This window comes from Haladaptatus pallidirubidus, from assembly GCF_020700235.1.
Lineage (GTDB): Archaea > Halobacteriota > Halobacteria > Halobacteriales > Haladaptataceae > Haladaptatus > Haladaptatus pallidirubidus.
Genome location: NZ_CP085301.1, coordinates 3225421 through 3250243 on the forward strand (window position 1 = coordinate 3225421; position 24823 = coordinate 3250243).

Genomic DNA, 24823 nt, shown 5'->3' on the forward strand with positions numbered 1-24823 from the left:
TTCTAGTGATGAACATGCGGAACGTTGCCGTCTCGATAGTCCTCCTCACCCTCGTGACGTTCGCAGGATGCGTTTCGGAACCGGTCAACGACGCGCCGGATGCGAACGCGACGAAATCGACAACGACGATGGCGCTCGACGACCTGTCGTTCCCCGACGGGACGAGCGACGAGCGCATCGAGAACGCGAGCGTCCTCGCGGAAACGCACTCGGAAATTCTCGCCGACAGGAGTTACACCGCCGAATTCGAGTCGGTAGCGACGAATGAGGACGGACGAATCGTCACGACACAGACCGTTCGGCACGAAACGGATTCGGATGGAAAGACGGAAGAATGGTACGCCGACCGCGAGGTATCCTCGGCGGACAGGGAGTCTCACACAGCCTCATACGCGAACAAAAGTTCGGTGTACACCAAGCGCGTGAACGATACGGCCTCCTACGACGTTCGCCGGATGGAGAACGGTGTCGAGACTCCGAACGGCATCATCTCCTCACTCACACCGATTCTGACCGCTGGTGAGTACCGAAACTCACACGTCGTCTCCCGTGACGGAGAGAGACTCGTAGAGTATCGGTTTGCGGGACTCTGCGACGACGCGACTGCCTCCGATTTAGAAACGGTGACGAACGTTTCGGGTTCCGTTCTCGTGAGCCAGCAGGGCGTCGTCCACCGCGCCTCGGTGAATCTGACCAACAAACAGGGCGGCAGTGAGTCGAACTCGCAGTTGGATTACTGACTCACACAGGTCGGCGGTGCCACTGTCGAAAAGCCCGACTGGGTGAACGAGGCAGTCGAACAAACCGAAGCCGAGGACGACGATGCTCCGGTTTCGAACCGCGTGCGGATCGTCTCCGGATTCGGAAGCGTGAACGAAAACGAGCGAATCGATTACGTCAACTTCACCGTCATGCGCGGAGCAGGGTCGGGCGACATTGACCTCACTTCGGCCACCGTCAAGTGGAGTGGCCCGGACACCGAAACGACGCTAACCTACGGCGAGCAAGCGACGGCGAACCGGTTCGCCGTCGCCAAAATCAAGGATTCGAACGACTCGCTTCCCGTCCTCGACGGTCGAGGCGACCGCTTTACCCTCACCATGAACGCCGAACAGATACGCGGCGGATTAAACGCAGGTGCGGTGGTCGAACTGAGAATAACCCTCGAAAGCGGTGCGGTCACGCTGTATCGGGTGAATGTTCCCCGGTCGCTCGAAGGCGAGCAGGCAGTTACGGTGTAGGCTTTTCTCCGAAAATTCGCTTCGACGGTCGAACCGGAATCCCACCTCTTCCGTTTCACCTCAAAGGTTTATGCAGTGAGAGCGACTATCGAATTTCGATGCAGGTCGCTATCCTCACCGTCGGCGACGAACTCCTCGCGGGCGACACCGTGAACACGAACGCGGCGTGGTTGGCCGAGGAAATCCACGACCGCGGCGGGTCGGTACGGCGAATCCTGACCGTTCCCGACGACGCCGACGTTATCGCCAACCGCGTCCACGAGTGGCGCGAATCGTTCGACGCGGTGGTCGTCACCGGCGGAATCGGCGGAACGCCGGACGACGTAACGATGGACGCCGTTTCGATGGCGCTAGACCGCAACGCCGTGGTCGATGCGAAGACGCGGGAGCGACTCAAAGAGAAAGCTCGCACGTTCGCGGAAGAAAATTCGGAACTGACCGACGAGTACGACCTCGAACTGGATTTGAACGAGGCCGCGGAACTTCCGGCGGGGAGCCGACCGCTGGTCACGGATGCGGGGTGGGCACCGGGATGCGCCGTGGAGAACGTCTACGTTTTCCCCGGAATCCCCCGCGAGATGAAAGCCATGTTCGAACTCGTCTGCGACGAGTTCGACGGGGCAGTCGTTTCCGAGACGATGCACACGCCAGCACCGGAGGGTGCGCTCAGAAGCGTGCTGTCTGCCGTTCGAGAGCGGTTCGACGTCGCGGTGGGAAGCTATCCGGGTCGGGGCGAGACGCCCGGACGCCTGAAGGTGACATCGACGAACAGCGAGGAAGTTTCCGCCGCGGCTGCGTGGTTGCGAAACAACGTCGAGACTGTCGCTATGGAGGACATCGAACGGGCGGAATCGGGCGAGGAAAACGACGGTGTGGAGACGACCAACCCGGATAGTCAGTAGCGTTTTTGCGAGTAAAAGTATCAGCAGGCGGCCACCAATTTTCGAACCGGTCGATGGAGATAGCATATCTTTATGCCCTTCGTTACAGCATGCTAGCATGGATATATGCCAGACGATACCGTGGAACTCGAAGCACGGCTCGAAGAGGCGGAATCATTCGAGCCACCGGAATCGTTCGTTGCGCAGGCGAACGTCGCCGACGAGGAAATCTACGATGAGTTCGAGGAGAACTGGCCGGAGTGCTGGGAACGAGCGGCCGACCTGCTCGACTGGGAGGAGGACTACGACACCGTTCTGGACGACAGCAACGCCCCTTTTTACGAGTGGTTCACGGGCGGTTCGCTGAACGCGTCGGCGAACTGCCTCGACCGCCATCTCGACGAACGGGGCGACGAGCCAGCAATCGAATGGATCGGCGAACTCGGCGACACGCGAACCTACACCTACGAAGCTCTCCACCGCGAGGTCAACGAGTTCGCGGCGGCCCTCCGCGAGCAGGGTGTCAAGGAGGACGACGTCGTCACCCTCTACATGCCGATGGTGCCGGAACTTCCCATCGCGATGCTAGCGTGTGCGCGCATCGGCGCACCGCACAGCGTCGTCTTCGCCGGATTCTCCGCTGACGCGCTCGCCACCCGTATGAACAGCGCGGACTCCGAACATCTCGTCACCTGTGATGGCTATTACCGCCGGGGCGACCCGCTTCAGCACAAAGAGAAGGCCGACGAGGGGCTCTCGGGGGTAGACCACGACGTAGAGAGCGTCGTCGTGGTAGACCGCCTCGGCGATGAGTACGACCACCCGATGGAGAACGGGGAGTTGGATTACGCCGACCTCGTGGCCGAGCAGGAAGGTGCGGAGGTCGAACCGGTGTCGCGGGACGCCGAGGATATGCTCTTTTTGATGTACACGTCCGGAACGACCGGACAACCCAAGGGCGTCAAACACACTACGGCGGGCTACCTGTCCTATGCGGCGTGGACGACGCAGTCGGTGCTGGACGTCAAGCCGGAGGACACGTACTGGTGTTCGGCCGATATCGGCTGGATTACGGGCCATTCCTACATCGTCTATGGCCCGCTCGCGCTGGGAACGACGAGTGTGATGTACGAGGGGACGCCGGATTATCCCGACCGCGACCGCCTTTGGGAAATCGTCGAAGAATACGCGGTAGACCAACTGTACACCGCGCCGACGGCGATTCGCGCGTTCATGAAGTGGGGGAGTCGATATCCGGAGCGACACGATCTCTCCTCACTCCGATTGCTCGGGACGGTCGGCGAACCCATCAACCCGCGCGCGTGGAAGTGGTACTATAAACACATCGGGCAGGAAGAGTGTCCAATCGTGGATACGTGGTGGCAGACCGAAACCGGCGGCATGATGGTCACCACCCTACCCGGAATCGGGACGATGAAGCCCGGCAGTGCTGGCCCACCACTCCCCGGCATCGACGCGAAAGTCGTGGACACGACAGGTGAAGAAGTCGGCGCGGGACGCGCGGGGTACCTCACCGTCGACAAGCCGTGGCCGGGGATGCTGAGAACGCTCTACAACAACGACGAGCGCTTCATCGCAGAGTACTGGCAGGAGTACTCGGACACCGACTCGGACGAGTGGGTGTACTTCCCCGAAGACGGCGCGAAACTCGACGAGGACGGCTACATCACCGTCCTCGGACGTGTAGACGACGTGCTCAACGTTTCGGGCCATCGCCTCGGAACGATGGAAATCGAATCGGCCATCGTCGGCGTCGAAGGCGTCGCCGAGTCCGCAGTCGTCGGCGGCCACCACGATGTGAAGGGCGAGGCTGTGTACGCCTACGTCATCACCGAGGAGGGCTACGACGGCGGCGACGACTTATACGACCGAATCGTCGAAGGCGTCGAGGACGCTATCGGTCCGATTGCGCGCCCCGAAGAAATCGTGTTCACACCTGAACTGCCGAAAACGCGCTCCGGAAAGATCATGCGGCGCTTGTTGGAGGACATCGCCAACGAGGAAGAACTGGGCGACACTTCGACCCTGCGCAATCCGGAGGTCGTCGAGGATATTCAAGAGAAAGTGCAAGAGTAGCACAATCGGCGGGGTTTCGAGAAAATCGATTTTTTGTCTGTCGAAGTGAGACCGTCTCCTCTTTCAGTAGAACGAACTTTTGTTGCCGAGTGTCGGTTGCGGATGCCGACTCTACGCCACGCCCTCGCTCGTCATTCGCTCCTCCCAGTCGCTCATTCCTCGCGTGCGCGTTACCTCCAGGTGCAAGGGCCGGACGCGCTCGCGCGCCCGGTCAGCCCGAATCGGATTGCCGCTTTTTCGGAAACGTGCCTCCCGACGCGCGATGGCAGTCGAATCAATCTGTTGAGGGCCGAAGGCGACTGTCCTCGGTCCTCTGCGGTTCCTGGTGTCTTGAAAACGCGGCGCGTGATGACAGGAAAGAGCTTCGCTCTTCCCGTGGCAACGAGCAAACGGCGGAAAGAACGAACGGCGAAGCCGCGAGTGACTGATGGAGTGAGCGTGGCTTACGCATAGCATTTGCGGTCAGCGCGGATTCACAAACGCTGGTAGTCGTAGTTCCACAATCCTACGACCGTCAACCATTTTATCACGAAACCGCACCACGGCACCTTGCAAATCTCCCCGTGACCCGAAGGTATATCATGAACTGTGATGCAAAATCCAATATGAAACGGGAACTACTCGTGACCAACTTTTTAGACCGAGCGCGAGACCACTACGGCGACGAGGAGGCGGTCGTCGCGACCACAGGCGAGCGGTACACCTACAGCGAACTCGGCGACCGCGCCGACCGCGTTTCGGCGGCGCTCGCGGGACGCGGTATCGAGAAGGGCGACCGAGTGGCCGTCCTCGACCCGAACACGCACTACCACCTCGAATCGGCATACGGAATCATGCAATTGGGCGCGATTCACACGCCGCTCAACTATCGGCTCACGCCGGACGACTTCGAGTACATCCTGAACGACGCCGGGGTGGACGCGGTTATCGCGGACTACGACTACGCCGCAAAAATCGAGGGAGTTCGCGACGAGGTTCCGACGGAGACGTTCATCAGCAACGACGCGGCCCAGACCGAGGGCGAGTGGGAAGACTTTGAGGAACTCGTCGCGGAGACGGAACCCGACTTCGAACGTCCCGAAATGGACGAAGACGAGGTTATCACCATCAACTACACCTCGGGGACGACGGGCGATCCGAAAGGCGTGATGCGAACCCACCGAACCGAGTCGCTCCACGCCTACCTCGTCACGATTCATCAGGAGATTCGCGACGACGACACCTACCTCTGGACGCTCCCGATGTTCCACGTCAACGGCTGGGGTCACATCTACGCCATCACCGGTATGGGCGCGAAACACGTTTGTACGCGCGGTATCGACGCCGGGACGATTTTCGAGACGGTCGTCGCGGAGGACGTGTCGTACTTCTGCGCCGCGCCGACGGTGCTGAACCTGCTCATCGACTATCACGAGGAAAACGACCCAGAAACGGCGGGTGCGAACGAAGTCAGGATTGCCACCGCGGGAAGCGCCCCGCCGGAGGCGACCATCCGAACCGTGGAAGACGAGTTCGAGTGGTACCTGAAACACGTCTACGGCGCGACGGAGACGGGGCCGCTCATCACGACTTCCGACGCCAGACGACTATTGGGCGACGGGCCGGAGCGATTCTCCCTGAAGAAACGACAGGGAATCGGCTACCTCGGAACCGAGGTCGCCGTCGTGGACGAGGACGGGGAGGACGTGGCGCGGGACGATGCCTCCATCGGCGAAATCGTCGTCCGCGGCAACCAGGTGATGGAAGGCTACTGGGAAAAGCCGGAGGCGACCGAAGAAGCGTTCAACGACCGCCGCGAGGGCTGGTATCACACCGGCGACCTCGCGGTGGTGGACGAACACGGCATGGTGTCGATCCAAGACCGCAAGAAAGACATCATCATCAGCGGCGGGGAGAACATCTCCAGCATCGAACTGGAGGACACCCTCTTCGACCACGACGGCGTCAGCGACGTGGCCGTTATTCCTGCGCCGAGCGACGAATGGGGTGAGACGCCGAAGGCGTTCATCATCCCGGCGACCGGCGACCCGAACGAACCGGGCGTCACGGAGGAGGAAATCCGCGAGTTCACCAGGGAGCATATGGCAGGCTACAAGGCCGTCAGTCGAGTCGAGTTCGTGGACGAACTGCCGACGACCGCGACCGGAAAAGTACAGAAGTACGAGCTCCGCGAGCAGGAGTGGGACGAGGAGGACAGGATGGTCGGACAGGGATAACCGATCGAAACCATCTCTCCCTCGAACGACGGGGTAGGTACCTACCCCGTCGTTCCGCTGTTTTTTTTATTATGTACCTCGGTTCGTTGCCCTCACTCTTTTCCGTCACCCGCGACGAGCACCGGTCGGTCTGCGGTCAGGATAACGGATTGGGCGACGCTCCCGAAAAGGGCCTTTCCGGCGGGCGACCGTCGTCGCCCGCCGACGCAGACGCAATCGACATTTCGTTCCACTGCGACGTCGAGGATTACGTCGGCCGGATTTCCACTCGCCTCGACGACGGCGGTTTCGACCCCGGCGTCTTCCAGCGTTTCCTGTGCTCGCCGAACGCCCGCAACCTGCAGCGCGGACGCGCCGCTCGGATTGTCGGTAAACGAGTGAAGGAGGCTCGCTTTCACCGATGAATCAGATTCGGGGAGGTCGATAACCGCGTTCGCCTGTGCCAGTGCACGTGACTCGGTTTCGTCCAGCGCTAGCAGTACGTGGTACATGGTGGCACGTCGCAGGTATTTGGCTTAGCCCTTCGGGTCGGCGTCGTCGTAGCGCTCCGAAACAAACATCACGAGAAAAAGCAGCACCCCGAGAAACAGTCCGATGGTGGCCATGCCGAAAATCGCCAGTCCGATCGGCGTCGGTTGGAGTTCGATGAGGCCGAACAACTCGACGGGACGCAAATCCTCCGGACCGTACAGACCGAGCAGGACGCCGACGAACCCGGCAAATGACACGATGAGGACGTAGAGACCGACGACGAGCCAGCGTCCGTGGAATCGAGAGGGCACGAATCAACGTTGCGACAGGGCAAGGATTAGCCTTTTCATCCACTCGTCCCTACTTCGAGTATGTCCGAAAAAGAACTGCTGTTGCTCGTCCTCGGCGGCATCGCCGTACTCATGTTTACGATGGGAATTATCCTCGCGACGACGTAAGCGGACTCCAGATTCACGAAAAGAAAACAAGGGGAAAATCGTTTCGCTGATTACTGCTCGTTTCGATTGTGCTTGGGTCGAGAATCGTAACGATTCCCGGCTTCCGTCGGCTTATTCGTCCGAGGTGTGCGCGCTGTCGGCCTCTCCACCGTCGGTAAGCGCCGTTTCTTGTTTCTTCTCGAACCACGTCCACTCCTTCGTGAGCATACCGTCCTCGCCGAGTTTCCACGGGTCGGCGGGAGCGTGTGGCCCTTCGAGCCATGACAGGACGATGTTCCAGACGAAGATGAGCTGACCGATGCCCATGATAAACGCGCCGACGGTGGCGAGTTGGTGCATCGTCGCGAACTGCGGAAGGAAGGTCGCGTATCGTCGCGGCATGCCGCCGTAGCCGAGGAACAGCATGGCGAAGAACGTGACGTTCGTTCCGATCATGGTGAGCCAGAAGTGCATGTGCGCGAGCTTCTTCTGGTACATCCGACCGGTGTAGATGGGGAACCAGTAGTAGATGCCCGCGAAGCCAGCCACGGCGATGGCACCCATCACGATGTAGTGGAAGTGACCCACGACGTAGTAGGTGTCGTGGAGCACGAGGTCAACGGGGATGGCCGCGAGGAATACACCGGTTACGCCTCCGATGATGAAGTTGGAGATGAAGCCGATACAGAATAACATCGGCGTCGTCATGCGAAGCCGACCGTTCCACATCGTCGTAATCCAGTTGAACACCTTCACCGCGCTCGGAATCGCGATTGCCATGGACACCGCCATGAAACTCGCGCGGAGTCGCGGGTCGATGCCGGTGGCGAACATGTGGTGCGCCCAGACACCGAATGACAGGACGCCGATTGCGAGCGTCGAGTAGACGATGAATTTAAACCCGAACAGCTTCCGCCCCGCGAATCGCGGGAGGATGAGGCTGACCAGCCCCATCGGCGGGAGGACGAGGATGTACACCTCGGGGTGACCAAAGAACCAGAACAGGTGTTGCCAGAGGAGCGGGCCGCCACCCTCCGCGGTAAAGAACGTCGTGGCGAAGTTGCGGTCGAGCAAGAGCATGATGAGTGCGCTCCCGAGGAGCGGGAACGCGAATAGGATGAGCCCCGACTGGGTCAGGATGGTCCACGAGAAGATGTCGAGGTCGGGCCATCCGACGTCGTCGCCGCGCTCGGTGAAGATGGTGGCGATGAAGTTGATTGCCCCCATCGTTGCACTGACACCCGAGAGGTGCAGGCCGAGGAGCATGAAGTCCATCCCGGGGTTCAACACGTTCGGGTTAGACGAGAGGCCGCGTTCCGCGGAAATCGGCGTGTACATCGTCCAGCTCGACTGGGCTGGTTCGACGTTGAAGCCGAGCATCGCGAGCGGGAATCCCAGCCAGATGAGTATCGCCGCGGGCGGGAGGAGCCAGAACGCGATGGCGTTGATGCGCGGGAACGCCATGTCGTCCGCACCGATGAGGAGCGGGATGAAGTAGTTCGAGAACGCCGCGATGATGGGCGTCCCGAACAGGAACAGCATCGTGATGCCGTGCGTGGTCAACAACCCGTTGTAGAGGTTCGGGTCGATGAAATCGGTCGCCGGTGCGGCGAGTTCCGCACGCATGAGAAGCACCGCAATGCCACCCCACGCGAAGGCAATGATACCGTACGTTCCGTACAGTAGGCCGATGTCCTTGTGGTCAACCGTCGTTAACCACCGAATGATTCCGGCAGGTTTCTCCTCGTGGGCCTGCCCGGTCGGTTCTGCATACCCATAGCCCCCTCCGGTAAGAGGCGTGTAAGACCGCCAATCCTCGATTCGAGAGAGGAACGTGGCGACCGCCAGCAAAAACACTCCCATCACTACGGTGAGAGCTATCTGCCCTGTAGCTGCCATGCGAAAGGGTGAGTACTACGGGGTAAAGAAAGGTTAGGTTACGACTTCGCCTATATTGCTCGCGCCGTGAGGTACGTTAGCAGAGCCAGCCCGATGAACGGGACGATGACGAGCCCTAAACTGATGAGGCCGACGAGGGAACTGCCGCCCCACGGAGCGAAGGTGAGGAACAGGACGAAGAAAAATGCCATTATTCCGAGCGGAACCACGTTGACCGTGGTGTCGAGGAGCGTTTCTCGGTCGAAGACACGTTCTGCCATAGTAAGAAGGGATAACGAAGGGAGCAACAAATAGGTTAATGGTTCGTTACAGGAGGAAATCATACTCAAACGGCGGTCGATTCACGCGCGTTTGCACGTGAATCGTACCACTTCGAACCCGAATCGCCTCACATTGGTTCCGGTTGCCACAGCGACCCGCCGATGCCCGCGATGAAGAGGATGGCTCCGCCGATGAGGATGGCCGTTCCCCGAAGTTGTACGTCTCCGGTTGTCATCGTCCAGACGACGCCGCCGACGGCGAACGCGAGTCCCGCCGACGCGACGAGACCTTTCCACGGATTTTTGATGTACTCCGATTCGCGGAGGATGCCGACGCAACTCCCGACGAACATCAACATGCCGCCGACGGCGACGGGAAAGAGATACTGGGCCATGACGATACCGACCTCAAATAGAGCCAATCCGAACGCGACGAACAGCGGCCACGGACTGGATTTTCGGTACTGGTCGGAGAGTCCCGGTTGTTCGTCCATGGTTGAAGTTGGGGCTTCAGTGGTTTCACCGTTCCGTCTTCGGCTAACGGGATGGCGAAGAAATCGAAACGGAGAGTAGCACTGTTGACAGACCGAAAAAGATGCGAGACTGTCGAGACTGCTTCTGCTGGCTTGGAGTCGGCGTCAGCAGTCGTGGCAGAATCAAACCGCGGTTACGACGCTCCCTCTTGTTCACCAAAATTATCGATAGTTGCGAACCAATGTGCTCTACCAAGTCATCTAATCTCCACTGACGGCGTCACCCCGTTCCTCCGGAACGGGGTCGATGCTGTACAGCCACGCGAACACGAGTGAGGAGACGACGATGAATCCCGCCGCGGTCCAGAACGCGACGAGGACGCTACTTGCATCCCAAATAGCTCCCACGAGAACCGGGCCGCCGACCTGCCCGATTTTCCACGCGATAGAGCGCAGGGAGAGGCTGGAGGCGACCGCGTCGAACTGCTCGCCCTCGCCGACGAACAGGGCCATACTCGCGGGGAGTCGGAGGCTGTCCCCAATTCCGAGAACGGCGTAGGCCGCAAAGAGAACGAAGAAGGCTCCGGGGAGCGCCATCTCCTCGCCGAGCGCGTTGACGGTCATGTCCGGAATGTAGACGTGGGCGAAACCCGCGAGCGGGATGAGCGCGGTGCCGAGCGCGTACACCAGCGCGCCCGCGAGGATGAACCAGTGGGTGTGTTCGATGCGATCCGTCCAGTGGCCGACCTTTCCCTGCGTGATGGACTTGGTCAATTTTCCACCCGCCATGATGCCGCCGACGATGAACGGGTTGATGCCGAACTCAGTGTAGGCGTAGATCGGCAGGAAGGTGATGACGGCCATCTTCCCGACGCTGAACGAGAGGCGGAAGAAGACGAGCGCCTTGATGGCGGAGCGCCCGAGAAGCATCTCGATGGTTTCGCGGCCGCTTGAGTCCTCGGGGTCTTTTCGCCCGCCGGGGTTGTCCCGGAGGAAGAAGAGGATGGAGAAAAACGCACCGATGGTGACGATGCTGAGGGCGATGTACGTTTCCTGAAAGCCGTAAACGTACAGCAGGAGTCCGCCGACGATGTCCCCGATGAGGCTCGATATCGCGCCGACCTGATTGTAGGTTCCTATCCACAGTCCGCGAGACCCTTCCTCGCTGATTTCGCCGACGACGGTCATCCCCGTCAGCCAGAGGATGCTCGCCGCAGTCCCCTGGAGAACGCGAACCAGAATGACGTGCGTAACGTTTTCGACGAACATGAAGCCGACGAAGACGACGACGTTGAGCAGGAGACCGAACAGCAGAATTCGCTTCGAGTTCCGCGTGTCGATGTACCGACCTAGCGGCAGGACGATGAACAACTGAACGATGGCGAACGCCGTGCCGAACAGCCCCTCCATGGTGCTCGTCGTCTGGAACATGTCGGCGTACAACGCCAGCGCGATGAGAATGGTCGAGTACGCTTGACTCCGCGCGAATGCGGTGCTCGAAATCGCGATGAACTCGCGGTTTGTGAATAGGCCAAGTGAACTGCTGTCGCTCGTCTCTCCCGGCACTGTTACGAACCGAAACAGGGGTGCGAGCTATAAGAATCCCCGTTTTCGGTTATACAATTGCCGAAAGTTGGGTGACAGGTTGCGAGCGTTTCGGAAATCGCTGTCGCGAAAATACCCGGTTAGTCGTCTTCGAGTGCGTCGGCGATGCGCTGGAGCTGTCGAGTTACGTCGCGAACTTCGTCTCTGAGCTGTCGAACTTCGCGGGTGAGTTCCTCGTTCCCGGCGGATTCGCCGCTTGGGCCACCAGGACCGCCGCCCATCCCGCCGGGGCCGCCGCCCATCATGCCGCCCATCATCTGCGCGAACGGGTTTCCGCCGCCACCGCCGCCCATCCCGCCGGGGCCGCCGCCACCGAGGGCGTCCTTCAGTCGCTCCTCCCGGTCTTCGTCGCCTTCTTCCGCGCGTTTCTCCCTGATTTCCTCGACGCGCTCTCGGAACGATTTCTCTTCGTCGTCGTTTCCATTGTCGTCTTCGTTGGCTTCCTCGTCTGCCATACCTTTCCGTTCTTTCGCACGCCCGAAAAGGGTTGTGTCCCGTACTGGCACGAGTAAGTAGACGACACTGCCCAGCATCAAAGCGGGACGCGCGGAGGAAAACGAACGAACGCGCTCGAACGCCAGCTTATCCATGCGAAGCGCTCGTTACCGACGAACCGACCTCGGTGAAACAACCACATCCTGCTTCGTAGTTCGGAACACTGCGATACGGTTGTCGTTGTTCCGCGCTCGCCCCGCGTTACGAACGCTGAACAATGGGAAACGGTTGCGGGGGTTAAAATTCGTTTCCCCCCACTGTGGAAAGGACTGAGAATGGCTCGCGGCTCCGTCGGTTCTGTGCTGGTTAGCCTGTCCAGACAGCGCAACCGATACATCCTCTACTCCCTCGCCCGTCACGCGGAGCACGCTCCCATGGGAGTGGAAGTACTCGCCAGGGAAGTCGCCGGATGGGAGTACGGAATCGCTCCCGAATCGGTTCCCGACGAAGCCTTCGAATCGGTTCTCGATGACCTCTCGCGGAACTCCCTGCCGACGCTTTCCTATCGTGGGTTGGTCGAATACGACCCGCTTAGCGGGCTGGTCGGACGGCCGCGATATTCGTTTACAGCCGACATTCTCGTGTCCCTTCTTGCTCGAATCGAACTGAATTCGGTTTTGTAGAACGCGGTTCGTTTCTGTAACCCTTAAACGCACGCACGGACTTTCAGTATGTATGACCGAGGAGCCTGTCCAGACGATAGACGACGAACACGTCGAGGAAGACACTCCGAACGAGAAACCAGCGGACGAAAAAACTACCGACGAGGACGTACTGAGTTCACGAGAAACCGACCTCGTCGCGGAAATTGCGGCGCTCGATGAGAGCCTCGCGGAGGATGTCGAAGAACAGTTCGTCGCCGTCGAATCGGAGCGACAGGAACACGAGGCCGAAATCGACGATCTTCGGACACGACTGAAGCGAAAACAGGCCGACTTCCAGAACTACAAAAAGCGGGCGAAAAAGCGACAGGAACAGCTCGAAAAGCGCGCGACCGAGGATGTCATCCACCGACTTATCGACGTGCGCGACAATCTAAAACGCGCCGTCGAGGAAGAACACGAGGATGTCGAAAGTCTCCGAAGCGGCGTCGAACTCACGCTAAAGGAACTCGACCGCGTGTTCGAGGACGAGAACGTTACGGAAATCGACCCCGACCCCGGCGCGGACGTTGAACCCCAGCGCCACGAAGTGATGCTCCGAGTCGAGAGCGACTACCCCGAGGACACAATCGCGGACGTGTACCAACCGGGCTACGAGATGGCCGATAAAGTCTTGCAGGCCGCGCAAGTCACAGTCAGTGACGGCAGTGGCGAGGAAACGGACGAATAGTAAATTCTAGCGAAACAATAGATAATACAGAACCACTCTGATTGCGGTCAACATATATACCCCTCCTTTTCGTGTGCCGGTTTTTACAAAAATCGCACGCAGGCACCGGATTCGTTTCGTTTCCCGGTTCGTCCTGTGTAGCAAGGTTTAAAGGAGCGAAAGCGCAAGATAGCGTCAAATGACGAGTAACAAGATTCTCGGTATCGATCTCGGTACCACGAACAGCGCGTTCGCGGTAATGGAAGGTGGCGACCCTGAAATCATCGTCAACGGGGAAGGCGACCGAACCACACCCTCGGTCGTCGCGTTCTCGGACGACGGCGAGCGCCTCGTCGGGAAGCCGGCCAAAAACCAGGCCGTCCAGAACCCCGAGAAGACGATTCAGTCCATCAAACGCCACATGGGCGACGACGATTACACCGTCGAAATCGGGGACGAGGAGTACACGCCGGAACAGATTTCGGCGATGATTCTCCAGAAAGCGAAGCGCGACGCCGAGGAGTATCTCGGCGACGACGTGGAAAAAGCGGTCATCACGGTTCCCGCGTACTTCAACGATAAACAGCGACAGGCGACCAAGAACGCGGGCGAAATCGCCGGCTTCGATGTCGAACGTATCGTTAACGAACCGACCGCCGCGTCGATGGCCTACGGGTTGGACGACGAATCCGACCAGACGGTTCTCGTGTACGACCTCGGTGGCGGAACGTTCGACGTTTCTATCCTCGACCTCGGCGGCGGCGTCTACGAAGTGGTCGCCACGAACGGAGACAACGACCTGGGCGGCGACGACTGGGATCGCGCCATCATCGACTATCTCGCGGAGGAGTTCGAGTCCGAACACGGCATCGACCTCCGAGACGACAGGCAGGCACTCCAGCGACTCAAGGACGCCGCGGAGGAGGCGAAAATCGAACTCAGCAGTCGAAAAGAGACGGACATCAACCTCCCGTTCATCACCGCGACGGACGACGGCCCGGTTCACTTGGAGAACAGCCTCACCCGCGCGAAGTTCGAATCGCTGACGAGCGACCTCATCGAGCGCACGGTCGAACCGACCGAGCAGGCGCTTTCGGACGCGGGGTACGACAAGGACGACATAGACGAAGTTATTCTCGTCGGCGGTTCGACCCGGATGCCCCAGGTCGCGGAGAAGGTCGAGGAACTCACCGGGCAGGAGCCGAAAAAGAACGTCAACCCCGACGAAGCCGTCGCGCTCGGCGCGGCGATTCAGGGCGGCGTTCTCTCCGGCGACGTGGACGACATCGTGCTGCTGGACGTGACGCCGCTCTCGCTCGGTATCGAGGTGAAAGGTGGCCTGTTCGAGCGACTCATCGACAAGAACACGACCATCCCGACCGAGGAATCGAAAATATTCACGACAGCCGCGGCTAATCAGACCTCGGTGCAGGTGCGCGTCTTCCAAGGCGAGCGCGAGATGGCCGCCGACAACGAACTGCTCGGCGAGTTCCACCTCGCGGGCATCCCGCCAGCGCCCGCCGGAACACCGCAAATAGAGGTGTCGTTTAACATCGACGAGAACGGTATCGTCAACGTCTCCGCCGAAGACCACGGCTCGGGTAACAGCGAAGAAATCACCATCGAAGGTGGCGCCGGTCTCTCGGACGAGGAAGTCGAACGGATGCAGGAAGAAGCCGAAAAACACGCCGAGGAGGACAAAGAACGACGCGAACTCATCGAAGCGCGAAACGCCGCTGAAGGCGCGATTCAGCGCGCCGAGACGCTCCTCGAAGAGAACGAGGAGAACATCGACGAGGACCTCGAAGCAGACATCCGCGATGCAATCGAGGACGTCCAAGAAACACTCAAAGACGAGGACGTGGAAAAAGATGAACTCGAAGCCGCGACCGAAGACCTGAGCACGGCGCTTCAGGAAATCGGCAAGCAGATGTACCAGCAACAGGAGCAAGCCCAGCAGGCCGGTGCCGCAGGCCCCGGCGGAATGGGCGGCGGTGCTGGCCCTGGCGGCATGGGCGGGGCCGGACCCGGCGCAGGTGCCGGTGCCGACGACCAGAACGCCGATGAGTACGTGGACGCCGACTTCGAGGACGTGGACGACGACGGCGACGAATAGACGGGCGATTCAAGTATTCCCCAACTTTACTGAGGATAACTGATGAGTGAGGATTTCTACGACGTACTCGGAGTGAGTCGGGACGCCGACGAGAGCGACATCAAGAGTGCATACCGAAAGAAGGCCGCCGAGTATCACCCGGACGTAAGCGACGACCCGAACGCGGAGGAGAAGTTCAAACAGGTGAAAAAGGCGAAGGAGGTGCTCTCGGATGACGAGAAGCGCCAAGCCTACGACCAGATGGGCCACGACCGATTCGAACAGGCCGAAAAGCGCGGCGGCTTCGACGGCGGCGGCGCTGGCGCTGGCGGCGGTAACCCGTTCGGCGGCGGTGGCGGCATGGGCGGCATGGGCGACATCTTCGAACAATTCTTCGGCGGCGGCGGTCGGAATCCGAACCGACCCCGACAGGGGTCGAACCTGCGAACCGGCGTGGAAATCGACCTCGAAGAGGCCTACGAAGGCGTGAAAAAGCAGGTGTCCGTTCGGCGTCCGGAACGCTGCGACGCCTGCGATGGAAAGGGACATCCGCCGGGAACCGACGTGCAAACCTGTCCGGAATGTCAGGGACAGGGGCAAGTCACGCAGGTTCAACAGACGCCGTTCGGCCGGGTTCAGCAGTCGCGAACCTGCGGCCGCTGTAACGGCGAGGGCGAACTGTACGAGGAAACGTGCGGCGACTGCGGTGGCGACGGTGTCGTCCACCGTCGGGCGACACTGAGCGTCGATATTCCGGCGGGTATCGCCGACGGGCAGACGCTCCAGATGGAAGGCGAGGGCGCGCCCGGCGAAAACGGAGGGCCGAACGGCGACCTGCTCATCGAGATTCGGGTGAACGACCATCCCGACTTCGAGCGCGAGGGAGCAGACCTGTTCTATCGCAAACCGCTCTCGTTCCCGCAGGCCGTGTTCGGCGACGAAGTCGAGATTACGACGCTCGACGGTTCCGTCGAGATGGACATTCCCGCGGGCACCCAAAGCGGCGAGACGTTCCGCCTGAAGGGGAAGGGAATGCCCCGTCTCCGGCGTCGCAGAAACGGCGACCTATACGTGAAGGTGCAGGTCGTGACGCCCGAATCGATGAACGACGAGCAAGAGGAGGCGCTGAAGGCGTTCGCGGAGGCCGGTGGCGAAGAAGTCTCCGTCGAGAAGGGATTTTTCGAGCGAATCAAAAGCAGCTTCTAATCTCCGCTCACCGCGTCTAATCTCCCATTTCAACCGAATGAGCTAAGCATATGCACGTCTAGAGATAGGTAACGCACGCTCGAATGTCTCACGCAGAGTTTTCACGCAGACGATTCGTACAGACGATACTCGGAGCGAGCGCGTTCGTCGGCGTTACCCGAGGACAAGCTGCGACGTTCGAATTTGGCGGCCAACTGTCCGGGTGGACCGGTCGCGCTCCCGACCCGATTGCCGATAAAACGAATCCGACGATTCAAATGCAGGCCGGGAAAACGTACGTCATCGCGTGGGAGAACGTGGACGGACAACCGCACAACATCGCCATTGCGGACGGGCGGGGGAAAGTGATGGAAGAAACCGAGGTCGTGAGCACGAGGGGAGAGGTACAGACGCTCGAGTTCACCGCGAAACCGGCCATGGCGACCTACTTCTCCCAACTCGACAAAAAATCGATGCGCGGGAAAATCGAGATGGTACAACCGACAACCACCGCGACGACGAACGGAACGAATAACACGATGATGGGAACCGCGATGGCAACGGCCACGTCAGCCACGACTGGGACGACTTCTCCGACGTCATCTACAACGATCCACTCGACCGCCCCGAGCTCGACGGCCACGGAGACGACATCGACGGAAAGCGGGAGTCTTCCCGGATTCGGATTTCTCGCCGCACTCGGCGGTATCGCGGGACTCGGCTATCTACTCCGACGAAACGATTGATTTCCCGGCAAGCACACGCCGACCGTCGGTCGGCGTGCGCGAGAGGCCGAAGACGCGACCGTCGGAAGTTCTCGAATTCTTCACCGACCACGGAGTACTAGCACACTTTCCCCGAGTGAGGAGTGTAACGACGAACGAATGGGCAAGCGACGACCGAAGGAAGGAGCGCCGTGTTTTCGTGAGCGAAGCGAACGAGCGCAGGGAAGAGTCCGCCTCTCGTGCGAACGAACGACTCGTCAGAGCACGTCTCTGAGGGCGCTTTCGGTCCAAATTTCTATCGAGGGGCGAACCGCGCGACCTTCACAATAAAAATGGTTTCACATCGGCAGAACGGTAATCCCCACCGCGATGATGACGCCGCTACCCAGCAGAACGAGGACGCAGTAGCCCATGATGTCGCGAACCGAGAGGCCGCTGATGGCAAGAAGCGGAATGGCCCAGAACGGTTGAATCATGTTCGTCCACGCATCGCCCCACGCAGCGGCCATGGCGACGCGGGGGACGCTGGTTCCGTTCGATTGGGCGGCGGTGACGAGGGTTTCGCCGACGACCGCCCACTCGCCGCCGCCGCTGGGGACGAAGAAGTTCACGACGCCCGCGGCGAGAAACGCCACCGCGGGAAGGGTACCGTCGGGGGACACTTGTACCATCCCTTCCGCGATTTGGATGGCGAGGCTGGTCGAACCTTCCGGTGCGTACCCCATGATTCCCATGATGCCCGCGTAGAAGGGGAACTGAAGGATGATACCCCAGACGTTTTCGACCGCCTCCTTCATCGCCGCGATGTAGTTTGCGGGGGTACCGTGTAGGAGGATGCCGAGGAAGAGGAAGGTGAAGTTGACGATGTTCAAATCGAGATTGTTCCACGGCATCGTTCCGTCCGCGATTCCGCGCCAGAAGTAGCCGACAACGGCCAGCAAACCGCCGAAACCGATACCCCACGCGACGACGCGCGAGTGTTCGATTCGGTCGGCGAACGTCGTCGTTCCGGCGGTTTCAATCGTGCGGGCCGCTTCCGATTCGCCGCCGTCCGCCGCCGTTTCGAGTTCGGCGGGGTCGATCGGTCGCTTTTTCTCGTCGCTCTCGGGGTACATCAACACGAACAGGAGGGGTAGGAAGACGAGGCCGACGGCGACGAAGAGGACGAGGTTTGCGGTCGTGAAAATCGTCTGGCCCGTGCCAATCGTTTCGTTGAGGACGCCGCTCGCGATGAGGAAGTTTCCGTTGTCCGCCGTCGAGTTGAGCGTCAGCGGAATCGACGCCGCGAGACCGCCGTGCCAAACGATAAAGCCGGAGTACGCGCCAGCGACGATGATGGGAAAGTCGATGGTCCGTATCTCTTCGGCTACTTTTCGAGCGAAGATTCCGCCGACGACGATGCCGAGGCCCCAGTGGACGAACGACGCGAGTGCGGCGACGACCGGCACGAACGCGACGGCGCTTCGCTCGCTCGACGGAACCGCCGCTGCACGTGTCAGCAACCCGTCCACGAAATCCGTCTTCGCGAGTCCGTATCCCGTCATCAGGATGAGGGTCATCTGCATCGCGAACGTGAGTAGGCCCCAAAAACCGCCGTACCAACCGGTGACGAGGAGGTTTTCTGCGTGTTCGAGATACCCACCTCCGGGGTCAACCGTGACGAAGGCTAGTCCGTACGTGACGACCGTGAGAATGATCGCGAACAAAAATGCGTCCGGAAGGTAGCGTTCGACGATTCGAGAACTTCCTTCCGCCATCGTCCGAATTACGTTTGCCATTGTTCCGACAGAGTGTGTCTAGCAATCGAATATAAACCTCCGTCAGACGCGTCGGAACGCGACGGCGCATCGACGCGAAGCACCTGATCGAACCGTCGGGCTTTTGCTCGCACCGACCCGAAAATCGCCATGGATGCACTCGGTGACCTCGTCGCCCGCGAGCGACGGAACGACGACCCGGCGCTCGCAGTTCCCGATGCGCGAGGCTACGACTACCATCGTCTCTGTACGACCGCGTGGAAGACGGGAAACTTTTTTCGCCACCTCGGCGTTCGAGAGGGAGTCTCCGTCGGCGTCGTAGCGGCCGATTCCGCCCAGTCTGTCCTCGGTTTTCTCGGTGCAGTTTTGCTCGGCGCGAGCGTGCGATTCGCCCCGCCGCGGGACATCGATGCCAGAGCTTTGCTCGCACCGACCGACAACGTCGGCGATTACGAACTTCCGCCCGGCGGCCAGTACGTCGGCTACGGAGAGACGCCCGCCGACCCGACAGTCTCGCATTTCGAAACCGACGTGTGGAGCGAAAATCCGACGTTCCCCGAAACGCCCGTCTCGCCCGAAACGACCGCTCTGACCGGCGAGAAAGACATTTCTCACGAAGAACTGCTTTTCGGTGGGAAAACGGTTCGCGAGAGATGGGAATTCGAATCCGGCGATTCGGTCGTCGTTCGCGCGCCTCTTTCCGACCCGCGAGTCGTCGCCGGTGGAATCGTCGCCCCGCTGATTGCCGGGGCGGAAATCGTCTTGGACACCGACCGAACCGGGAATTTCGCGGTCGCTCGCGATACCGAAACCGCGCCGGAATCGTCCGTTCTCACGCCGGACGGGATTGCGCTGTGAGGGTTTGGAACCGCATCGGTTAGGTTCTCGCCCCGTGAATTTTCGGCCATGTCACCCGACGCGCTTCCGGAAATCGGTCTCGGGACGATGGGGATTTCCGACCCCGAGCGAATCGCCAGCGCCATCGAGATGGGCTATCGCCACCTCGACACCGCACAGATTTACGAGAACGAGGAAGTCGTCGGACGGGGAATCGAACTCGCCAACGTCCCCCGCGAGGGGATTTTCATCGCCACGAAAGTGTGGGCCGATAGCCTCGCGCACGACGACGTGATTGCGAGTACGGAAACCAGCCTCGACAAACTCGGCGTCGAGTACGTTGACCTGCTCTACGTCCACCGGCCAATCGAAGCCTACGACCCGGCAGAAACGCTTCCCGCCTTCGACGCACTGCTGGACCAGGAACGCATCCAGCACGTCGGCGTGAGCAACTTTACGTCTGAAGAACTCGACACGGCGCGCGACGTTCTCGACGCGCCGATTTTCGCCCATCAGGTCGAAATGCACCCGCTGTTTCAGCAGGCCGACCTCCTCGCTGACGGTCGTCAGCATGGTACGAATTTGGTGGCCTACTCGCCAATCGCACAGGGTGACGTGTTCGACCTGCCGGAACTGAGCGCCACTGCCGAGAAATACGACGCGACAGAGGCGCAGGTTGCGCTCGCCTGGCTCGTGGAGAAAGGTGTAGTTCCGATTCCGCGCTCGCAGAGCGACGACCACCTCCGCGAGAATTTGCGCGCGACGAATCTCGAACTCACGTCGGAGGATGTAGCCCGAATCGAATCGATCGACCGCGAGAAAAAGTTGTTCGAGTAGCGTTTGGGTGGAATGCGAGTCGGTTCGGATAGCGAGTCGGTCGCCGACGGCGACCGACTCGTTGTTTCCGATTATCGGATTTCTATTTTCGATTTTCCGGCTTCCGATTTCCTTACTTCGCGTCTTCGAGTTTGTCGAGCGACCCCGGGTTTTCGATGCTGCTCATGTCGCCCAACTCCTCGCCCGTGTAGGCCGCTTCGATTGCCCGACGAATGATTTTTCCCGACTGCGTTTTCGGGAACTCGTCCACGAACAGGATTTCGCGGGGGCGAAACGGCTTGCCGAGTTCGTCGCCGACCTGCTCGCGCAGTTCCGTGCGGAGCGCGTCGCTGACGGCCACGTCCGGTTCGAGGATGACGTAGGTGACGACGGCCTGTCCGGTCGTGTCGTCCGGCACGCCGACAGCGGCGGCCTGATTCACCGCCTCGTGGTCCATGAGTGCGCCTTCGACTTCGGCGGGACCGACCTTTCGGCCAGCCACGTTGATGGCGTCGTCGGAGCGCCCGTGGAGGAACCAGAAGCCGTCCTCGTCCTTCTGGGCCCAATCGCCGTGGTTCCACATGTCGTCGAACGTAGACCAGTACGTGTTGAGATAGCGCTCGTCGCCCGACCAGAGCGATTTCGTCATGCTGGGGCAGGAGTCGCGCGCAACGAGGTAGCCGCGCTCGTGGGCGTCCACGATGGATTCGCCCTGCTCGTTCACGATGTCGATATCCATTCCGAGTCCCGGCCCGCCGAGGGTACACGGTTTGAGAGACTGAATCGGCATCGGCATGAGGAAACAGCCACAGATTTCGGTACCCCCGGAGATGTTGATGATCGGTGCTTCGCCTCCGCCGACGTTCTCGTAGAACCACTGCCACGATTCCGGATCCCACGGTTCGCCGGTCGAACCGAGCAAACGGAGCGACGAGAGGTCGTGATTCTCCAGCCATTCGTCGCCGTACTGACGGAGCGCCCGAATCGCGGTCGGCGAAATACCGAACGTCGTCAGGCCGTGGCGGTCTATCATCTCCCAGAACCGGTCGGGGTCGGGGTAGTCCGGTGCGCCCTCGTACATGAAGACGGTGCCGCCGAAGGCGTGATTGCCGATGAGCGTCCACGGTCCCATCATCCACCCGATGTCGGACACCCAGAAGAAACGATCGTACTCCTTGTGGTCGAAGCCGAAGTAAATCTCCTTCGCACACTGCATCAACTGTCCGGCGTGCGTGTGGACGATGCCCTTCGGCTTACCCGTCGTTCCCGACGAGTACAACAGCATGGACTCGTCGCTCGCGTCGAGTTCCTTCGTCTCGTACTCGTCTTCCTGTGTCAGGACGGCCTCGTCCCAGCGTTCGTCTCGCTCGTCGTTCCACGGAATATCCGCGTCCTCGCCGAGTCGTTCGTAGACGATGGTGTGTTCGACGTGGCCGACCTGTTCTATCGCTTCGTCCGCCGTATCTTTCAGGACGATTTCGCTCCCCCTGCGGTAGAAGCCGTCGCCGGTAAACAGCACCGAACATGTAGAATCCTCGATTCGCGTCGCGGTCGCGTCGGTGCCGAACCCGGAGAAGATGGGTACTGCAATCGCACCGACCTTGAAAATGCCGTACAGAATCGAGTTGACCTCCGGCACCATCGGCATGTAGAGACCGACGGTGTCGCCCGTGCCGATGCCGCGTTCTTCGAGCGCGTTCGCCACCTTGTTCGATTCGCGCTGAAGTTCGTGGTACGTGATTTCCCGAACGTCGCCCGGTTCTCCCTCCCAGATGCAGGCCACGTTGTTCCGGTTCGGACTGTCGGTCTGGGCGTGCCGGTCGAGCGTGTTGTGCGCGATGTTGATTTTCCCGCCGGAGTACCAGTCGGAAAACTGTGGCCCATCCGAATCGTCACGAACCGCATCGTATTCCTCGTAGAATTCGATGCCGAGGTACTCGACCAGTTCGTCCCAGAACCAGTCCACCTCGCCGCAGGTCTTCTCGATGAGTTCCTCGTAATCCGCGATGTCGTATTCCTGCATGAACTGCCAGACGTTCGTGGACTCCACGAACTCGTCGGACGGTTCGTGAACGATTTCGTTTACGTCCGCAAGCGTATCCATATTGGAACGATTGCGTACCCGCCTCAAAATAGTTTACTTCGTCCTGTCAGGGGAGTTCTGTACCTTTGGTTCCGTCGAGTCGCTCGACCACCTGCTGAAGATTCGCCGAATCCTCGATTTCATCTCGGATTCGTTCCCGCGTCCGAACCGCGCTCGAATCGGCGTCGTACGCACGGACGTACTCGGCGCGCGAGTGCTCTTCGAAGGCGTGTCGGATGGCGAAATAACCATCCGGCACGACCGTTCCGCAGACTTTACACTCGCGGCGCTCGTGTTCCGTCGTCTGGTGGACGATGGCGTTCTCGACGCTGTCGAAGCGTTCCCCACAGCCGTCGATGTCACATTCCCAGGCGGGCATTCGTGTGTTGACTCTGTAATCCCGATGATAAAACCTTTTCCTGCTCGTCAGACGAGACGGGTTTGGACATCCGATAGCTCCTCGATGCAGTTATCGGCCCGCGAATCGACCCTTTCCGAGAGCCAAACGCCCGTAAATCCGACCCGTTGGGCCGGAAGCACGTCGCGTTCTATATCGTCCGCGACGAAAGCGAACTTCTCTCCCGACAGCTCACGTTTCGCAATCTCGAAAATCTCCGGGTCGGGCTTGGCGACGCCGACCTCACAGGAGACGACCACGGCGTCGAAATGCGAGTCGAGACCGTTCGTTTCCAGCTTCGCCCGCTGGACGTGTCCCGCGCCGTTCGTTAAAACGCCGAGTTCGCGGTCGGGGTCGTCCGCGAGCGAAGCGAGCAGGTCGTGCGTGCCGTCGGTGACTTCGGTGTGCGAAAGTTCCGCCTCGATGAGCGTACTGGCAAAGGTTTCGCCGTCGGTATCGAGGCGGAACTCGTCACAAAGGTCGTCCAATGCGGCCCGATACGGTTTCGGATGGCACTCCCCGAAGTAGTCGAGAAAGGACGACACGTATTCGTCGTGGAGGCCGTCGTGGTCGGAAACACCTACTTCGCGCCGCGCGCGTTCGAACGTCTCTTCGAAGGTGGAAGTGTGATGTGTTAGCGTTCCATCGAGGTCGAAGTACAGAGCCATCATCGATGGAAACCTTCTCACATCCTTACTTCTAGCTCCCGAAACCAGAACCACTATCGTCCGACCCTCGCAAAAGTACGGCGTGACCGACTGCGACGAGTTTCGTGTCGATATGCATGTCAAAGTTCTGGACGAAGAGGTCGTCCAACGGGCAAAAGACCGTGGTCTCGATGCATTAGTTTACGCGCCGCATTTCGTTCGACTCCCGGAGATACGTCAGCAGGTGGAGCTGTTTTCGGACGATGAACTGCTCATCGTTCCGGCGCGGGAGGTGTTCACCGGAACGTGGCGCAACCGCAAGCACGTCCTCGCGGTTGGACTCACCGACCCTGTTCCGGATTTCATCACGCTCACGGGTGCCATGCGAGAACTCGAGCGACAGGGTGCCGCCATCCTAATTCCCCACCCTGAGTTTCTAAACGTCGGCCTCTCGGAAGCGGACGTTCGTGTTCACGGCGATGTCATTCACGCCGTCGAAACGTACAATCCGAAACAGCTCGGGCGACACAATCGCCGGGCGAAAGAAATCGTAGAGGACACGGATAAACCGGCCTTCGGGTCGTCGTATGCGCACCTTCGCCGGAGCGTCGGCGAGGCTTGGACCACGCTCGATGCGCACGTCAAAACCGCGGCAGAACTGGTGGAGCGAATCCGTGACGGCGGCCTCGCTCGGGTCGTCCATCGAACTGGACGTTCTCACGAACTCCGCCGACGGGCGGAGTTCGCCCATCTCGGCTGGGAAAACACGTGGGGGAAATTCAATCGGTTGGTGCTTTCGGGGATGGAAGCGACACACCCGGATCGGGAGGAATACGGCGGTCGGTTCGACGACGTGAGCGTGTACTGACTATTCACACCGACCGAGACGCTGATT

At 60.2% G+C, this 24823-nt stretch carries 25 protein-coding genes; 14 read left to right on the top strand and 11 right to left on the bottom strand.

Translation table 11 applies throughout. From position 1 onward, the window contains the following. Positions 1-8 precede the first annotated feature (8 nt). From LIX15_RS17350 to LIX15_RS17375, 6 genes are all read left to right on the top strand, one after another. A complete protein-coding gene (locus tag LIX15_RS17350) occupies positions 9-740 on the top strand; it encodes a hypothetical protein (protein WP_227774560.1) in 732 nt (243 codons plus the stop codon). 42 nt (positions 741-782) lie between these two features. Beyond that, positions 783-1241 (top strand): flagellin, encoded by a 459-nt coding sequence (locus LIX15_RS17355; protein ID WP_227774562.1) that lies wholly within the window; start codon positions 783-785, stop codon positions 1239-1241. 98 nt (positions 1242-1339) lie between these two features. Further along, on the top strand, positions 1340-2143 hold the full coding sequence (locus LIX15_RS17360) for a competence/damage-inducible protein A (protein WP_227774563.1): 804 nt from the start codon (positions 1340-1342) through the stop codon (positions 2141-2143). Between the two features lie 105 nt (positions 2144-2248). Further along, entirely contained in the window at positions 2249-4219 is a 1971-nt protein-coding gene (gene acs / locus LIX15_RS17365; RefSeq protein ID WP_227774565.1) for an acetate--CoA ligase, read from the top strand. Positions 4220-4321: 102 nt separating this feature from the next. Further along, the gene (locus tag LIX15_RS17370; protein WP_227774567.1) at positions 4322-4672 is read left to right on the top strand and encodes a hypothetical protein; all 351 of its coding nucleotides are present in this window, start codon (positions 4322-4324) and stop codon (positions 4670-4672) included. A gap of 152 nt (positions 4673-4824) precedes the next feature. Further along, positions 4825-6435 carry a long-chain-fatty-acid--CoA ligase gene (locus tag LIX15_RS17375; protein WP_227774569.1) on the top strand — a complete coding sequence of 537 codons (1611 nt, stop codon included), beginning with the start codon at positions 4825-4827 and terminating at the stop codon, positions 6433-6435. 92 nt (positions 6436-6527) lie between these two features. Here LIX15_RS17375 and LIX15_RS17380 read toward each other — a convergent pair whose 3' ends face one another. The 7 genes from LIX15_RS17380 to LIX15_RS17410 form a co-directional block, all read right to left on the bottom strand. Next, on the bottom strand, positions 6528-6926 hold the full coding sequence (locus tag LIX15_RS17380) for a universal stress protein (RefSeq protein WP_227774571.1): 399 nt from the start codon (positions 6924-6926) through the stop codon (positions 6528-6530). A 24-nt stretch (positions 6927-6950) separates the two neighbouring features. Next, positions 6951-7217 carry a DUF7520 family protein gene (locus LIX15_RS17385; RefSeq protein WP_227774573.1) on the bottom strand — a complete coding sequence of 89 codons (267 nt, stop codon included), beginning with the start codon at positions 7215-7217 and terminating at the stop codon, positions 6951-6953. A gap of 258 nt (positions 7218-7475) precedes the next feature. Then, on the bottom strand, positions 7476-9242 hold the full coding sequence (ctaD, locus tag LIX15_RS17390; protein WP_227774575.1) for a cytochrome c oxidase subunit I: 1767 nt from the start codon (positions 9240-9242) through the stop codon (positions 7476-7478). Between the two features lie 50 nt (positions 9243-9292). Continuing rightward, positions 9293-9502, bottom strand: a complete 210-nt coding sequence (locus tag LIX15_RS17395; RefSeq protein ID WP_227774576.1) for a DUF6684 family protein — start codon at positions 9500-9502, stop codon at positions 9293-9295. Positions 9503-9630: 128 nt separating this feature from the next. Next, positions 9631-9996 (bottom strand): DUF7541 family protein, encoded by a 366-nt coding sequence (locus LIX15_RS17400; protein WP_227774577.1) that lies wholly within the window; start codon positions 9994-9996, stop codon positions 9631-9633. Between the two features lie 240 nt (positions 9997-10236). Then, positions 10237-11541: an MFS transporter gene (locus LIX15_RS17405; RefSeq protein WP_227774578.1), complete on the bottom strand. Its 1305-nt coding sequence runs from the start codon at positions 11539-11541 to the stop codon at positions 10237-10239. Between the two features lie 119 nt (positions 11542-11660). Continuing rightward, on the bottom strand, positions 11661-12035 hold the full coding sequence (locus LIX15_RS17410) for a hypothetical protein (protein WP_227774579.1): 375 nt from the start codon (positions 12033-12035) through the stop codon (positions 11661-11663). A 315-nt stretch (positions 12036-12350) separates the two neighbouring features. Here LIX15_RS17410 and LIX15_RS17415 point away from each other — a divergent pair, with 315 nt between their 5' ends. The 5 genes from LIX15_RS17415 to LIX15_RS17435 all read left to right on the top strand — a co-directional run bounded on the left by LIX15_RS17415 (position 12351) and on the right by LIX15_RS17435 (position 17412). Continuing rightward, on the top strand, positions 12351-12698 hold the full coding sequence (locus LIX15_RS17415) for a DUF7344 domain-containing protein (RefSeq protein ID WP_227774580.1): 348 nt from the start codon (positions 12351-12353) through the stop codon (positions 12696-12698). 52 nt (positions 12699-12750) lie between these two features. Then, complete coding sequence (locus LIX15_RS17420; protein WP_227774581.1) at positions 12751-13407, top strand: nucleotide exchange factor GrpE; 657 nt, start codon at positions 12751-12753, stop codon at positions 13405-13407. A gap of 178 nt (positions 13408-13585) precedes the next feature. Further along, on the top strand, positions 13586-15502 hold the full coding sequence (gene dnaK, locus LIX15_RS17425; protein ID WP_227774582.1) for a molecular chaperone DnaK: 1917 nt from the start codon (positions 13586-13588) through the stop codon (positions 15500-15502). Positions 15503-15544: 42 nt separating this feature from the next. Beyond that, positions 15545-16687 (top strand): molecular chaperone DnaJ, encoded by a 1143-nt coding sequence (gene dnaJ, locus LIX15_RS17430; protein WP_227774583.1) that lies wholly within the window; start codon positions 15545-15547, stop codon positions 16685-16687. Between the two features lie 83 nt (positions 16688-16770). After that, positions 16771-17412 (top strand): cupredoxin domain-containing protein, encoded by a 642-nt coding sequence (locus LIX15_RS17435; RefSeq protein WP_227774586.1) that lies wholly within the window; start codon positions 16771-16773, stop codon positions 17410-17412. Between the two features lie 317 nt (positions 17413-17729). Here LIX15_RS17435 and LIX15_RS17440 read toward each other — a convergent pair whose 3' ends face one another. Continuing rightward, positions 17730-19169, bottom strand: coding sequence for a short-chain fatty acid transporter (locus LIX15_RS17440; protein WP_227774588.1), 1440 nt, complete (start codon positions 19167-19169; stop codon positions 17730-17732). Between the two features lie 129 nt (positions 19170-19298). Between LIX15_RS17440 and LIX15_RS17445 the strand changes: the two genes are divergently transcribed. Both LIX15_RS17445 and LIX15_RS17450 read left to right on the top strand, forming a co-directional pair. Further along, positions 19299-20006, top strand: coding sequence for an acyl-CoA synthetase family protein (locus tag LIX15_RS17445; RefSeq protein ID WP_227774591.1), 708 nt, complete (start codon positions 19299-19301; stop codon positions 20004-20006). 48 nt (positions 20007-20054) lie between these two features. Beyond that, complete coding sequence (locus LIX15_RS17450; protein WP_227774593.1) at positions 20055-20822, top strand: aldo/keto reductase; 768 nt, start codon at positions 20055-20057, stop codon at positions 20820-20822. A gap of 112 nt (positions 20823-20934) precedes the next feature. Here LIX15_RS17450 and LIX15_RS17455 read toward each other — a convergent pair whose 3' ends face one another. The 3 genes from LIX15_RS17455 to LIX15_RS17465 are packed head-to-tail and all read right to left on the bottom strand — an operon-like array spanning position 20935 to position 23952. Beyond that, positions 20935-22905: an AMP-binding protein gene (locus LIX15_RS17455; protein ID WP_227774595.1), complete on the bottom strand. Its 1971-nt coding sequence runs from the start codon at positions 22903-22905 to the stop codon at positions 20935-20937. Positions 22906-22951: 46 nt separating this feature from the next. Further along, on the bottom strand, positions 22952-23263 hold the full coding sequence (locus tag LIX15_RS17460; RefSeq protein ID WP_227774596.1) for a DUF7565 family protein: 312 nt from the start codon (positions 23261-23263) through the stop codon (positions 22952-22954). Between the two features lie 47 nt (positions 23264-23310). Continuing rightward, entirely contained in the window at positions 23311-23952 is a 642-nt protein-coding gene (locus LIX15_RS17465) for an HAD family hydrolase (RefSeq protein WP_227774598.1), read from the bottom strand. Positions 23953-24061: 109 nt separating this feature from the next. Between LIX15_RS17465 and LIX15_RS17470 the strand changes: the two genes are divergently transcribed. Then, positions 24062-24796, top strand: a complete 735-nt coding sequence (locus tag LIX15_RS17470) for a PHP-associated domain-containing protein (RefSeq protein WP_227776926.1) — start codon at positions 24062-24064, stop codon at positions 24794-24796. The last annotated feature ends 27 nt before the right edge of the window (positions 24797-24823 follow it).